This is a genomic window from Desulfovibrio sp. 3_1_syn3 (assembly GCF_000145315.2).
In the GTDB taxonomy this organism is placed as follows: Bacteria; Desulfobacterota; Desulfovibrionia; order Desulfovibrionales; family Desulfovibrionaceae; genus Desulfovibrio; species Desulfovibrio fairfieldensis.
Genome location: NZ_ADDR02000002.1, coordinates 38,099 through 50,884, shown reverse-complemented (window position 1 = coordinate 50,884; position 12,786 = coordinate 38,099). Strand labels below are relative to the sequence as shown.

The 12,786-nt window shown below is 62.8% G+C and carries 9 protein-coding genes and 1 tRNA gene; 6 read left to right on the top strand and 4 right to left on the bottom strand.

What is annotated here, in order from left to right:
• Nucleotides 1–56: 56 nt before the first annotated feature.
• On the bottom strand, nt 57–2,324 hold the full coding sequence (locus HMPREF0326_RS11545; protein WP_008685121.1) for a bifunctional diguanylate cyclase/phosphodiesterase: 2,268 nt from the start codon (nt 2,322–2,324) through the stop codon (nt 57–59).
• Nucleotides 2,325–2,792: 468 nt separating this feature from the next.
• Here HMPREF0326_RS11545 and HMPREF0326_RS17225 point away from each other — a divergent pair, with 468 nt between their 5' ends.
• From HMPREF0326_RS17225 to HMPREF0326_RS11530, 3 genes are all read left to right on the top strand, one after another.
• Entirely contained in the window at nt 2,793–2,993 is a 201-nt protein-coding gene (locus tag HMPREF0326_RS17225) for a hypothetical protein (protein ID WP_008685122.1), read from the top strand.
• Nucleotides 2,994–3,122: 129 nt separating this feature from the next.
• A complete protein-coding gene (locus HMPREF0326_RS11535) occupies nt 3,123–4,553 on the top strand; it encodes a histidine-type phosphatase (RefSeq protein WP_009302211.1) in 1,431 nt (476 codons plus the stop codon).
• A 515-nt stretch (nt 4,554–5,068) separates the two neighbouring features.
• A complete protein-coding gene (locus tag HMPREF0326_RS11530; RefSeq protein ID WP_008685124.1) occupies nt 5,069–6,181 on the top strand; it encodes a pyridoxal-phosphate-dependent aminotransferase family protein in 1,113 nt (370 codons plus the stop codon).
• An 89-nt stretch (nt 6,182–6,270) separates the two neighbouring features.
• Here the strand turns inward: HMPREF0326_RS11530 and HMPREF0326_RS11525 are convergent, their stop codons facing one another.
• The 3 genes from HMPREF0326_RS11525 to HMPREF0326_RS11515 form a co-directional block, all read right to left on the bottom strand.
• Entirely contained in the window at nt 6,271–7,287 is a 1,017-nt protein-coding gene (locus HMPREF0326_RS11525) for an alpha-hydroxy-acid oxidizing protein (RefSeq protein WP_008685125.1), read from the bottom strand.
• Between the two features lie 256 nt (nt 7,288–7,543).
• Nucleotides 7,544–7,735 carry a sunset domain-containing protein gene (locus tag HMPREF0326_RS16230; RefSeq protein WP_223300013.1) on the bottom strand — a complete coding sequence of 64 codons (192 nt, stop codon included), beginning with the start codon at nt 7,733–7,735 and terminating at the stop codon, nt 7,544–7,546.
• Nucleotides 7,736–8,381: 646 nt separating this feature from the next.
• A tRNA-Arg gene (locus tag HMPREF0326_RS11515) sits at nt 8,382–8,458 on the bottom strand.
• Between the two features lie 157 nt (nt 8,459–8,615).
• Here HMPREF0326_RS11515 and HMPREF0326_RS11510 point away from each other — a divergent pair.
• From HMPREF0326_RS11510 to selA, 3 genes are read left to right on the top strand one after another with little or no spacing between them, the layout of a single operon-like run.
• Nucleotides 8,616–10,040: an amino acid permease gene (locus HMPREF0326_RS11510; RefSeq protein WP_020990553.1), complete on the top strand. Its 1,425-nt coding sequence runs from the start codon at nt 8,616–8,618 to the stop codon at nt 10,038–10,040.
• A gap of 32 nt (nt 10,041–10,072) precedes the next feature.
• Nucleotides 10,073–11,359: a bifunctional folylpolyglutamate synthase/dihydrofolate synthase gene (locus HMPREF0326_RS11505; protein WP_020990552.1), complete on the top strand. Its 1,287-nt coding sequence runs from the start codon at nt 10,073–10,075 to the stop codon at nt 11,357–11,359.
• On the top strand, nt 11,356–12,786 hold the full coding sequence (gene selA / locus HMPREF0326_RS11500; RefSeq protein WP_008685129.1) for an L-seryl-tRNA(Sec) selenium transferase: 1,431 nt from the start codon (nt 11,356–11,358) through the stop codon (nt 12,784–12,786). Before HMPREF0326_RS11505 ends, selA begins: the two co-directional genes overlap by 4 nt.

The following is a 12,786-nucleotide window of genomic DNA, read 5'->3' as shown; positions in this document are numbered from 1 at the left end:
CTTGCTGTCCGAAAAAATTCAGCTTTTCGCGGACGGCGTTTTAATAAGGGCTGAGCCTAGTTCTGAGCCAAGGGCATGGCCCGGTCGCCCAGGCTGTCCAGCAGGGCTTCGAAGTCCGCTTCGGGCATGGGCCGGGCAAAGACATAGCCCTGCACCAGGTTGCAGCCTTTGGCCCGCAAAAATTCCACCTGTTCGGCGCTCTCCACCCCTTCGGCCACGGTACGGATGCTCAGTTGCTGCGCCATGGCAATGACATTGGAAACCACGATGCGCTCGCGCTTGAGATCCTGGCTTTTGCGCAAAAACAGCATATCCAGCTTGAGCACGTCAATGGGCAGTTCCTTAAGCACATTGAGCGAGGAAAAACCCGCGCCGAAATCATCCAGAGAGCAACGGAAGCCGCGTTTCTGCAATTCCAGCACCAGCTCCCGGAAGCGTTCGTCGAACAGGGCCAGGGATTCCGTGCACTCCAGCTCCAGCAGGTCGTCGGGAATAGCGTAGCGCTCTTTGATGTTACTGTAATACTGGAGGAAATCGTCCTGCATGATGCTCAGGCGCGAAACATTCACCGCGATGTTCAGCGGCTCCTTGCCGCTTCTGATACGCTGCTGCAGCCAGGCGCAGGCCTGGGAGAACATATAACGATCAAGCTGGACGATGAAGCCGTTGCGCTCGAAGAGCGGAATGAAGTCGCACGGCGGCACCAGACGGTCGCCGTCAAGCCAACGCGCCAGCACTTCCGCGCCGTGGACGCAATTGCCGTTCTGGATGTCCACCTTGGGTTGGAAATAGAGCTTGAACTGACTCCCGCGCAGGGCGTTCTCCATCCGGCTCTCAATATCCAGCTGGCGCAGGACCAGGCCGCGCATGTCCTCGGAGTAGAACACACACGTGTCGGAACGTCCTTCCTTGGCCACGCGCAGGGCGATATTGGCGCGGTTGAGCATGTCCATGAAAGAGAGCTCTCCGCTTCCGGCCGTATCCGTGCCGTAGACGCCCACATGCAGCACCAGGGGGAAGGCGCGTGAAAGCCGGGCCGCATCGTTTTCAATGCGTTTGCAGAGACGCTGGAATTCCTGGGAGAACTCCTCCCGGTCGCTCATGGGCCGGATGCCCGCGAACTTGTCCGCTGAGACCCGGCAGCAGAGGGACAAGGGGCCGTCGCAGGCCGCCAGCAATCCGGCGATGCGCACCAGCTCCCTGTCGCCCATCTCATAGCCGAACATCTCGTTGTAAAACTTGAAATTCTTGATGTCCGCGTACCAGATGGCGAAAACCTGATCCGGATTGTGCCGCACCAGGGATGAGGCGTCCATTTTGAGCCGATTGGCGTTACGCACCCCGGTCAGGGGGTCCACAAAGGCCAGGCGCTCAAGCTCGCCGCGATATCTGTTGCTGATGACGCGGACGCGCCAGAGCAGGAAGAAGGAAAGCAGCAGGGCCAGGCCGATGATCACGCAGATGCTGAACAGCAGCGCGTTGGGGGCCAGCGTCAGGGCCGCCGCGGGCACGGTGCAGAACAAAAACCAGTTGTTGGCGTCCAGAGGTTCGTACGCGGCGAAATACTTCTTGCCGTCCGCAATGTAGAAAAAGACGCCGCGCCGGTGGTCCCGCAAATTTTCCAGCACCTGTTCCCGCTTGGTGTCTTCCAGGGAGCCGAGGCGAAAAATATCCCCTTCCCGGCCGCCGATCACGGCCCCGCCGGAAGAGGCCCTCAGAACATACGCGCCGTTCCCGTCAACAAGCGACGACACGCCCTGATTGTCGAACAGGGAAATGCCGAGAATATTCAGAAAGATATCCGCCGCATTGACGGCCACAAGCACGCCGCTGACCCCGTTTTCACCATGTACGGGCACCGCGCAGTAGACCACCGCGCCGGGGCCGAGGGGATTCCGGCGCACCCCGGAAAGCGCGGCCTCGCCCGCGAGGGCCTTCTGGAAAAAAGGCTCGCCGGCCAGATTCACATTCCGGTGCAGGTCCCCGCTGATGTCCACAAGGTCCACACTGCCGTCGGGCTTGGCCAAGCCCATGCGCAAAAAGGCGTTATTGTCGTTGACTTCCTTCAGGACGGGAAGGACTTCTTTTTCCGGCACATGGCCGATGCTGACGGCCACGCCTCGCAACGTCTGGAAATCCAACGCGATCTGGCGCTGAAACAGGGTGCGCAGCTGATTGACGGTATCATACAGATACAGCGCATTTTCCCGCTCATTCTGCAAACTGACCTGACGCAACAGAATCAGACCGCAGACGAGGAAAATTCCGCCGATCAGAAAACCCATCGCGTAGGTGCGTTTGATTTGTTCGGAACTGCTGAGCACTGCTTCTCACCCGAAAAATACGTTTTCTAAACAATTAGCGTAGCTTTTTTCCATGAACATCTCAAGCCCACAGGGCCGCCTTTTCAGGGCAGACGCATCTAAAAAGCCTTTATTCCCCGATAGATCGGGGAACGAACAAAAAGAGGCGAAGCTACCTTTACTCCGCCGGAGCGAAGCGCAGGCGGATGGCTGGTGCCGGGAGAATCCTAAAAAATGCGCTGGCCGTTGCCGCGTCAGCGGCTTGCTTGAGCCGTTCACGGCGAAGCCGTGTTGCCTTAGCAGTAGCCGCAGGGCGGCGTACAGATAAGGACAGCACTGCTACGGATAGCGACAGCGATTTCCTTGGATATAATTTTGCGTAACCAATTGCTGTCTTCATCCGTAGCTAGCGTTGCTGTCTTTCTCCGTACGGCTCACAAGTTCGCCTACGGCTAAAGCTCCTTCGTCGCAACGGCTGAAGCAAGATTTTTGCGTGCCGGCAAGGAAAATGGCGCTTTTTGCGCGGAAACCGACCAAAAGGCGGCCCAAAGGGCCGTGCCCGTTGGCGAGCCGGGCGAGCCTTACGGGCATCGAGAGCAGAGCGTACTCAAGTACATGAGCAGCAAAAAGCGCCAGATGACGCCGCCAGCACACAAAAGGCTGGTTTTGACGGATCATCACGGCAAATAAAAGGCCTGCAAAGCCTGGAATTAGATGCGTCTGCCCTGGCCGCCTTTTCCAAAGGCAGCCAAAATGCCGTTGCCGCCCGTGTGCTTTACGGCTATGCTGCGTGCAGCAGTCGCGGTAAGGAGGAACGGCATGCGCGCCCTGCATCTCTTTTTTTTCACCTTGGCCTGCGCCTTTTTTTTCAGTTCTCCGGCAGCCGAAGCCGTTGCGGACGGCGACTCCCGGCTGCTCAAAATAGTAGCCCTGTCCAGGCACGGCGTGCGTTCGCCCACCCAGGACATGAAAACCCTGTCCGTCTGGAGCGCCCGCCTCTGGCCGCACTGGCCGGTGGAGCGCGGACACCTGACGCCGCGCGGGGCGCGGCTGGTCACCGCTATGTGGGCGGATCTGCGCGGCGTGCTGCTCAATCACGGCCTGCTGCCGGATGCGCTCTGCCCTCCACCGGGCGCGGTTTTCGTGCGCGCCGACACGGACCAGCGCACCAGGGCCACGGCACGGGCGCTGCTTGACGGCCTGGGTCCGGACTGCGCGCAGGGCTATGCCGTGGCCGACGCCGGGCCCGATCCCCTTTTCCATCCGGTCAAGGCCGGCCTGTTCGCCTTTGATCCCGCAGCCACGGCCACGGACGTTCTGAATACGACTGACGGCGGCCTGGAGCAGCTGCAGGAGGATTTCGCCGGTCCACTGGCCCTCATCGACCAGCTGAGCGCGCCGCCTTCGCCCGAGCTGTGCAGCCGTTTCGGCCTGTCGCCGCAATGCCGTCTTTCCGATCTCCCCAATGCTGTGAGCGTCTCGCCGGAAGGCCGTAGTGTGGCCCTTGTCGGGGGCCTGGGCATTGCCTCCAGCCTGGCGGAGATCTTTCTGCTGGAGTACGGGCAATGGCCCGGCAGCGACGCCGGTTGGGGCCAGGTGGACGGCAAGACCTTGAGCCAGGTGCTGCCCGTGCACAGCCGCATTTTCGACGTGGTCAACCGCACGCCCCTGGTGGCCTGGGCGCGCGGCTCGTCCCTGCTCACGGAAATGACCGCCGCCCTGACGGGCGCGCATTATGACCAGCGCCTCAACGCGGCCTCCCTGGTGGTGTTTGTGGGGCACGACACCAATATTGCCAATTTGGGCGGCCTTCTGGGCGTCAACTGGCAGGCCGAAAGCTATCCCCCCAATGACATTCCCCCGGCGGGCGTCTTGTTTCTGGAACTCTGGGGCCGGGGGGACAAGCGGGAAGTGCGGGTGCGGTTTTACGCCCAGCCGCTGGAGGCGTTGCACGCGCCTTTTGACGGAGAATACTCGCCCCTTGCCGCCGCTCCGGCGTTGCGGAAGGACGCGGTCAGTCCTGCCCGGTCTCCGGACGCTCGGAGCGCCGCTCAGAACGAACCGGAAGCGTCGGCCGATCCGCGCCGACATGCGCCGGTGGCCGCACGGGTCAGCGCGCCGCCCGTGGTGGGCGAAGCCCGCTTTGAACTCAGCGACTTCACGCGCTTGGTACGCGACAAAACCGCAGGCGCGCCGCTGGCCCCGCAGCAGGTTCCCCGGCTGCATCTGGTCAGGGACGCTGCGGAATGATTCCGCTGAAAGGACGCCGTTTGTGCCGTCCTTTCGGACATGAAGCGACTGTAGTCTGAATCGGGCCTGCTTTTTCCCGGACTGGACAAGTGCTTGTTTTTGCCATAGGGTACTTTGCGCATCACAGTGTTGCCCGCGCTGTTTTTATCCAGACAAATGTGAAAAAAATCACAGTAAAACAAAAATTCCGGTTGTTACAGGCAGATAGTTCCAGATTGTGCATTCAATGAATGTCAACGCCAACAAAGTAATGCCCCGGGTCACGTCGGCCGGACACTGCAACGCAGGATCGAAACAAAATCCGGCCAGAGCCCGAAACGCGTTTCTGAATACGCCGGAAGGGCACAGCGCGCCACCTATCCGCGCGCTGGACACGGTTTGATGCTGTTCCGTGGTTTTCTTTGGCTCCATACAGCGTTATAGAATTTTTATTGCGCCTCTATAAGTATTGCTACAGTATTTGGATGGGGATTTTGAACATCCGGTACACGCCACCCATAAACCAGGAGCTTGAAATGACCACAGTTTTCGGAGAATTGGATCACGTTCTGCTGATGGCCCCCGGCCCCAGCCCGGTCGCCCCCAATGTGCTCAAGGCCATGAGCATCCCCACGCTGGGTCATCTTGATCCCGACTGCATCAAAGTCATGGACGCCATGCAGGATCAGCTGCGCGCCGTGTGCAAAACCAAGAATGCCGTGACCTTCCCCATTTCCGGCACCGGTTCCGCCGGCATGGAAGCCACCTTCGTCAACCTGGTGGAACGTGGCGACGACGTGCTGATCGTCAACAACGGCGTGTTCTGCTCGCGTATGGTGGAAGTGGCTACGCGCCTGGGCGCGCAGGTGGACGTGGTGGAGTGCCCCTGGGGCCGGCCCATTGACCCGGCCGCCGTCAAGGCCCGGCTGGACAAGAAGCATTACAAGATTCTGGCCGCCGTGCATGCCGAGACCTCCACCGGCATCAACAACCCCATCGCCGCCATCGGCGAACTGGTCAAGAACAGCGACACCCTCTATCTGGTGGACAGCGTGGCCGGTCTGGGCGGCGTGGACATGCGCGTGGACGAATGGGGCATCGACGCCTTCTACAGCGGCTCGCAGAAATGCCTCTCCGTGCCTCCCGGACTGGCTCCCGCTTCCTTCTCCGACGCGGCCATGGAAACCATTGCCAAACGCAAGACCAAGGTGCCCAACTGGTACATGGACGTTTCCCTGATCCGCAAGTACTGGGAAGGTTCGCCCCGCGTCTATCACCACACCGCGCCCATCAACATGTACTATGCCATGCATCAGGCCCTGGACAACCTGCTGACCGAAGGCCTGGACGCCTCCTTCGCGCGCCATGTGGCCATGCATCAGCGCCTGACCGACGGCTTGGCCAAGCTCGGCTTCACGCCCTACGTCAAGGAAGGCGGGGCCCCGCAGATCAACCTCTTCCTGCCGCCCGCCGGTGTGGACGCCAATACCCTGCGCGCCTGCCTGCGCAAGGAGCACAAGATCGAAGTGGCCGGCGGCCTCGGCGATCTGGCCGGCAAGGTCATCCGCGTGGGCGTCATGGGCGAGGGGGCGCGCGAGGAACCTATCGACCGCCTGATCAACGCCATCAAGGCCTGCATCAACAAGTAACACATCCGTTTTTCGGCTGTACATAAAACGGCGGCGGCATCGTGACGATGCCGCCGCCTTCCTTTTTCTCTGTTGAGGGCTTTCTTAGCTCAGGCCAGCAGATGCGGCCCGGCCTCCCGAACCGAGGCGCAGCCCGTGAGCAGCATGCTTTCCTCAAGCTGGCGCTGCATCCGGGTCAGCAACATCCGGACTCCCTCCTCCTCGCCGCCCATGGCCGCGATGATTGCAGGGCGTCCGATCAGCACGGCCGCCGCACCCAGGGCCAGCATCTTGAGCACATCCGCTCCGGCGCGCACGCCGCCGTCAACAAGCACTGTCATCCGGCGCACGCTTTGGGCGATGGCGGGCAACGCGGCGGCCGTGCCCGGCACGGCCTCAAAGGCGCGGCCGCCGTGATTGGAAACCACGATGGCGTCGCAGCCGCATTCCTCGGCGGCCAGGGCGTCTTCAACGCTGAGCACGCCCTTGAGCAGAAATTTCAAGCCCAGGGCATGGGCCTTTTCCACAATGGCGCTCAGTTCCGCGCGGCTTTTGGGCGATACCGGGCGCTTGCTCTTGGCCAGGGCGGTGATGGCGGCGGTGTCGATGTCCATGCCCACCACGCGGCAACCGGCCTGGGCCGCACGCTCCAGGCGCTCGAAAAAGGCCTCTCCGGCCCAGGGTTTGATAACAGGGATACCCCAGCCTTCGGCAGCCTGAACGGCATTCAGCCCGCTGCCGAACACTTCGGACGTGCCGTCGCCGGTACAGGAAATGGTCCCGGCGGAACGGGCTCCTTCCGTGACCACCTGGGCAAAGCGCTCCTCGGGCAGCCCATTGCCCATATTGAAGGTCGTGCCCGCCAGCGGAGCAATCAGCACCGGCATGCTCAAGGAGAGCCCCAATACCTCGCAGGCGGTTTCCGGAGCGCGCACCTCATGAATCAGCCGCATTTTCAGACAGATTTTTTCCAGGGCGCTTACATTGGCGCGGAACGAAGCGCCGGTGCGGATGCCGCCCATGCCCGGCAGTTCACCGGCACAGGCCTTGCCGTCGCATTGGGGACAGACGCGGCAGGCCCCGTTCATGCGTTCTCGCGCCTGTCGGCGCAGAGTTTTCATATCCATGCGGACTTTCCTCCAGGGTTGCGGTGCGAGTGAAGCGGTCCGGGCCCGGGGGACTGACTCCGGCCGCTGCCGTGATCCGGCATGCCCGCTTGCGCGCGGCATGGGATTTTCTTTGCCATTCAGGCAGGTTGCTTGAAGGCGCTCCTGTTGTCAACGCCGCCGGAACGGTTTCACGGAGAAGAAAAGCCCACGACCACAGACGCGGTTCACTGCCGCATCGTTCGGAACGCCGGGGCTTGCTGGAAAATCCGCCCAATCAGCCGCCGCAAACTCTGCAGGGCCGGTATCCGGCAGCCCGCGCGGCCTGGGCTGTCGCAAACACCGCCGTGCACCGTTTACAGAAGTAGTAACGACAGGAACTGTTATGGTAAATCCGGCTCTGTACATTGCCGTGATACGGCCCGGCGGCAACGGCAGCCACGGCAAGGCCGGACAACAGCACGCACATGACCGCCCATACGCAGACCAAGCGGCGCAGGCTCTGCATAATTTTCCCCACAAACATAGTGTTGTAATCCGTATAATAAAATATTTACTAATGCATAGCAAGTATTTCAATGGTCGGCAATAATAAAAGCGGAGTGCGCCATATCATGATACACTCCGTTGAAGAGTTGCAAGGGGTCAGCCAAGATGGGAATGAAGAGGAAGGCCGATCCGGCTTGGCGGATGTTTGACTTTTCCTTGACTGACGCGGGCCTGCCGCTGTTCCGAGGCCCCGGAAGCGCCGTCACAAAGGTTTGAGAGCGGAAGGCCATTTTCAGGCCGTTTTGTCACGCAACTTGAGAACGAAAGAGGCCCCGGAAAGCGCCTAAAAGCCGTATGTGGAACCACGGCCCACGCGGCCATGCTGACAGGCCGGAAGCGTATCGGCGTGAACTGTCGGATTATGCGAAACTCAGCGCGCAAAGGCTTCTTGAGGCCGAATAATCAATACGCAATGAACGTGCCAATGCGTCAAAAACGCTTCGGCACGTTCTCAAGTTGCGTGACGGAAATTCTCATTTTACGTGACGGCTCACAGCGGGCACCAGATGGGCACCAAAAGAAAAAGCAGGATACATCCGAAATAGATGTAACCTGCTGTGATAACTTGGCGCGCCCAGGAGGAATCGAACCCCCGACCAAGAGCTTAGAAGGCTCCTGCTCTATCCATCTGAGCTATGAGCGCAGGACAAAACAACGGCCATGCCGTTGTTTTCGGGTCCACTATAGGGGCGGCGGTCCGCCGCGTCAAGACGCGGGCGCGGCTTGTTCCACGCGCCGATTGTCTGTACAGTCCCGGCACGTTAGGCCATAAAACAGCGCTTGACGGCAAGGAGGGCGGCGTGGAGCAGGATCAGAAGCGGGAGTCCGGCCGGAAACTGCAACGCGGGCTGAAAAACCGGCATATCCAGATGATCGCGCTGGGCGGGGCCATCGGCACTGGTCTGTTCTACGGTTCCGCCGCCTCCATTTCCCTGGCCGGGCCGTCCGTGCTGCTGGCCTATCTGCTGGGCGGAGCCGTGATCTGGCTGATCATGCGCATGATGGGCGAAATGGCCGTGACCGAGCCCGTGAGCGGCGCATTCAGCCACTTCGCCTACACGTATTGGGGCGAATTCCCCGGCTTCCTCTCCGGCTGGAATTACTGGTTTCTCTATGTGGCCGTGAGCATGACCGAGCTCTCGGTAGTGGGCATCTACGTCAACTACTGGCTGCCGGATTTCCCGCAGTGGCTCGCGGCCTTTCTGGTGCTGGCCGGGGTTACCGCCGTCAACCTGATTCAGGTAAAACTCTATGGCGAGCTGGAATTCTGGTTCGCCCTGATCAAGGTGGCGGCGGTTCTCGGCATGATCGGCCTGGGCGTGGCGCTGATCGTGCTGAACGCGGGCGGGGGCCCCGGTGGAGCGGACGCGCCGGGCTTTGCCAATCTCTGGCGGCACGGCGGTTTTTTCCCGCACGGCGTATGGGGCATGCTGCTCTCCCTGGTGCTGGTCATGTTTTCCTTCGGCGGCACGGAACTCATCGCGGTCACCGCCGGGGAGGCCGACAATCCGAAGAAAAGCCTGCCCAAAGCCATTCGTCTGGTGCTGCGCCGCATTCTGCTGTTCTACATCGGCGCGCTGGCGGTCATGATGATCATCTATCCCTGGAACAAGGTGGGCATGGACGGCAGTCCCTTTGTGCTGATCTTTTCCGGCCTGGGCATTCCGGCGGCGGCCGGAATTCTCAACCTTGTGGTGCTGTCCGCCGCCGTGTCGGTATACAACAGCGGCGCTTACAGCAATGCGCGCATGCTCTACAGTCTGGCCCTGCAGGGCAACGCCCCGGCCTTTTTCGCCAAACTCAACCGCCACGGCGCGCCCTACCGGGGCACGCTGTTTTCCTCGCTCTGCACGGCAATCATTGTGCTGCTCAACTGGCTTTTCCCCGGCAAGGTCTTTCTCTATGTGGTCTCCATCGCCACTGCCGCCGCCCTGCTGACCTGGGGCATGATCGCCCTCACCCATCTCCGCTTCCGCCGCATCCGCGACGCGCGCGCCTCCAGTGGCGACGGCGGGTTCCGCGCGCCGGGCTGCCCCTGGCTGAATTATGCCTGTCTGGCCTTCCTGGCGCTGGTGCTGGCACTGATGACCCAACTGGACGACACCCGCCCGGCGGCCCTGCTGCTGCCCCTCTGGCTGGGTGTGTTGTATACGGGCTTCCGGCTGAAAAAAACGCGCGAAAAGCGCCGGGATGCTGCGCGGGACGCCGAGGCCCGGCCCCGCTGACAGACGGGCCGCTTTCAGGTAATGTGACGGCCATGCGCACGTCATTTCAAAATGTTCGGGAAGTGCTGGCCCATCTTGACGGCCTGGGCCTCTTCCATATGGATCTGAGCCTGAACCGCATGCACCGCGCCCTAGAGGCCCTGGATCTGACCCGGCCCCCTTTCAGGGTGGTCCAGATTCTGGGCACCAACGGCAAGGGTTCCACAGCGGCCTTTCTGGCCTCGCTTTGCATGGCCCACGGCTGCAAAACCGGTCTGTACACTTCGCCGCACTTTGTCTCGCCCGAGGAACGCATCCGCGTGGACGGACGTCCCTGGCCCGCCGAAAGCTGGACCGCGCACGCCAACGAGATCATGGCCGTGGCTCCGGATCTGACCTATTTTGAATTTCTTACCATCCTGGCCCTGCTGCTCTTTCGGGAGGAAAAGGTGGACGTGACCGTGCTGGAAGCGGGCCTGGGGGGACGGCACGACGCCACTACCGCCGTGCCCGCCGACCTGCTTTGCTACGCGCCCGTCGCCCTGGATCACAGGGACGTGCTGGGGCCCACTCTCACGGCCATCGCAACGGACAAGGCCGCTGCCGTGCGTGGCCCGGCCCCGGTCTGCACAGCCCCGCAATTTCCCGAGGCGGCGCGTTGCCTTGAAGAAGCCGCGCGCGCCCACAAGGCCATGCTGTTCCAGGCCGCGCCCCTGCCCGCCGCTTCCGCGCCCGGCCTTGGGCTGGCCGGACCGCACCAGATGGTCAACGCCGGGCTGGCCCTCGCGGCCTGGCGGCATCTGGCCCCGCTGCTGGACAAAAATGCCGACAACACTACGGCGCAGGCGCACGGTCTGGCCCATGCCTTTCTACCGGGCCGCCTCCAATCCGTGCCCGGCACAAAGGACTCCCCCCCCCTGCTGCTGGACGGCGCGCACAATCCCCACGGCATGCGCGCCCTGCTGCGGGCGCTGGATGAGGCGGGCATCCGGCCCGCCGGAGCGGTCTTCTCCTGCCTTGGGGACAAGGACTGGCACACCTCGGCCCTGATGCTCAAGCATTGGCTGGGCGCGGCCCCGCTGTTCATCCCGGCCCTGGATAATCCGCGCGCCGCCGACCCGCGCGAGGTGGCCAGGGCCTGCGATGGCCTGCCCCCGGCCACGGCCACGGTTTTTGAAGGCCCGCGCGCCCTGCCCGACGCACTGGCAGCCGCGCGCCGCCTTGAAAGCGCAGACCCTGAGCGGCCGGTGCTGCTGACCGGCTCTCTCTACCTGCTGGCCGAATTTTTCGCGCTCTTTCCCCATTTGCTGGCGGCTGTACCGCCAAAGGCCCTGCCATGAACGAGCTTTTTCGCGCCATCCCGGCCACGGATCTCTGTCTGGACGCCCTGATGGCCGCCGATCCTGATCTGGAAGAGGCTCCGCGCGCTCTGCTGCGCGAATTGGCCACGCGGTTCTGGGACGCCCGGCGGGAGGACATCCGCGCCGGGCGCTGCCGTGAGGCCGCCCAATTGAACCTGGAGGCCCAACTGCCCGCCCTGCTGGCGCACATCCGCGTTGGATTGCGGCCCCGGCTCAGGCCCGTGCTCAACGCCACGGGCGTGGTGGTGCATACCAATCTGGGCCGCTCCGTGCTGGCCGAAGAGGCGCGGCAGGCCGTGGCCGTGGCCGCCGATGGCTACTGCAATCTGGAGCTCAACCTGCGCACCGGCGGGCGCGGCAGCCGCTACGAACTGGTGGAAGAGCTTATCTGTCGCCTGAGCGGGGCCGAGGCCGCGCTGGTGGTCAACAACAACGCCGCCGCCGTGCTGCTGATGCTGGACGGCTTCTGCAAGGACGGCGAGGTGATCGTCTCGCGCGGCGAGCTGGTGGAGATCGGCGGCAGCTTCCGCATTCCGGAGGTCATGGAAAAAAGCGGAGCGCATCTGCGCGAAGTGGGGGCCACCAACCGCACCCATCTGCGCGACTATGCGGCGGCCATCAACGAAAACACCCGCGCCCTGCTGCGCGTGCACACGTCCAATTACCGCATCGTGGGCTTCCAGTCCTCTGTGCCCCTGCCGGAGCTGGCGGCCCTGGCGCACGAGCGCGGCCTGCCGCTGTTTGAGGATCTGGGCAGCGGCAGCTTCATGGATTTTTCGCCCTACGGCCTGCCCAACGAGCCCACCGTGCCCTCGGTGCTGGCGGGCGGCGCGGACCTGGTGACCTTTTCCGGAGACAAGGTGCTGGGCGGCCCCCAGGCCGGGATCATCGCCGGGCGCAAAGGGCTGGTGGACAGGCTCAAGAGCAATCCCCTGACCCGCGCCCTGCGCTGCGACAAGCTCTGCCTGGCCGCCCTGGAAGCCACCTTGCGCCTCTACCTGGCCCCGGACAAGGCCCGCGAGCGCATCCCCACCCTGCGCCGCATCTGCCTGCGGCCCGAGGACCTGGCCCGACGCGCCCGCGCCCTGGCCGCCCGCCTGCGCAAAGCCTTGGGCGGGGACTGTGCCGTAAGCGTGCGCCCGGATGTCTCGCGCGTGGGCGGCGGGGCCTTTCCCCAATACGACCTGCCCACCAGCCTGGTCTGCCTCAAACCCGCGCGGATCAGCGCCACGGCCCTGAAAAACGCCCTGCTGGCTACCGACCCGCCCCTGCTGGGCCGTCTGGAGGACGACCACTTCTGCCTGGACCCGCGCACCCTGGAAAACAAGGAATACCCACTGCTGCTGCGCGCACTGCGCATGGCGCTGCAGGCGGCGGAAAGCAATCATAACCGACAAGGAATATAA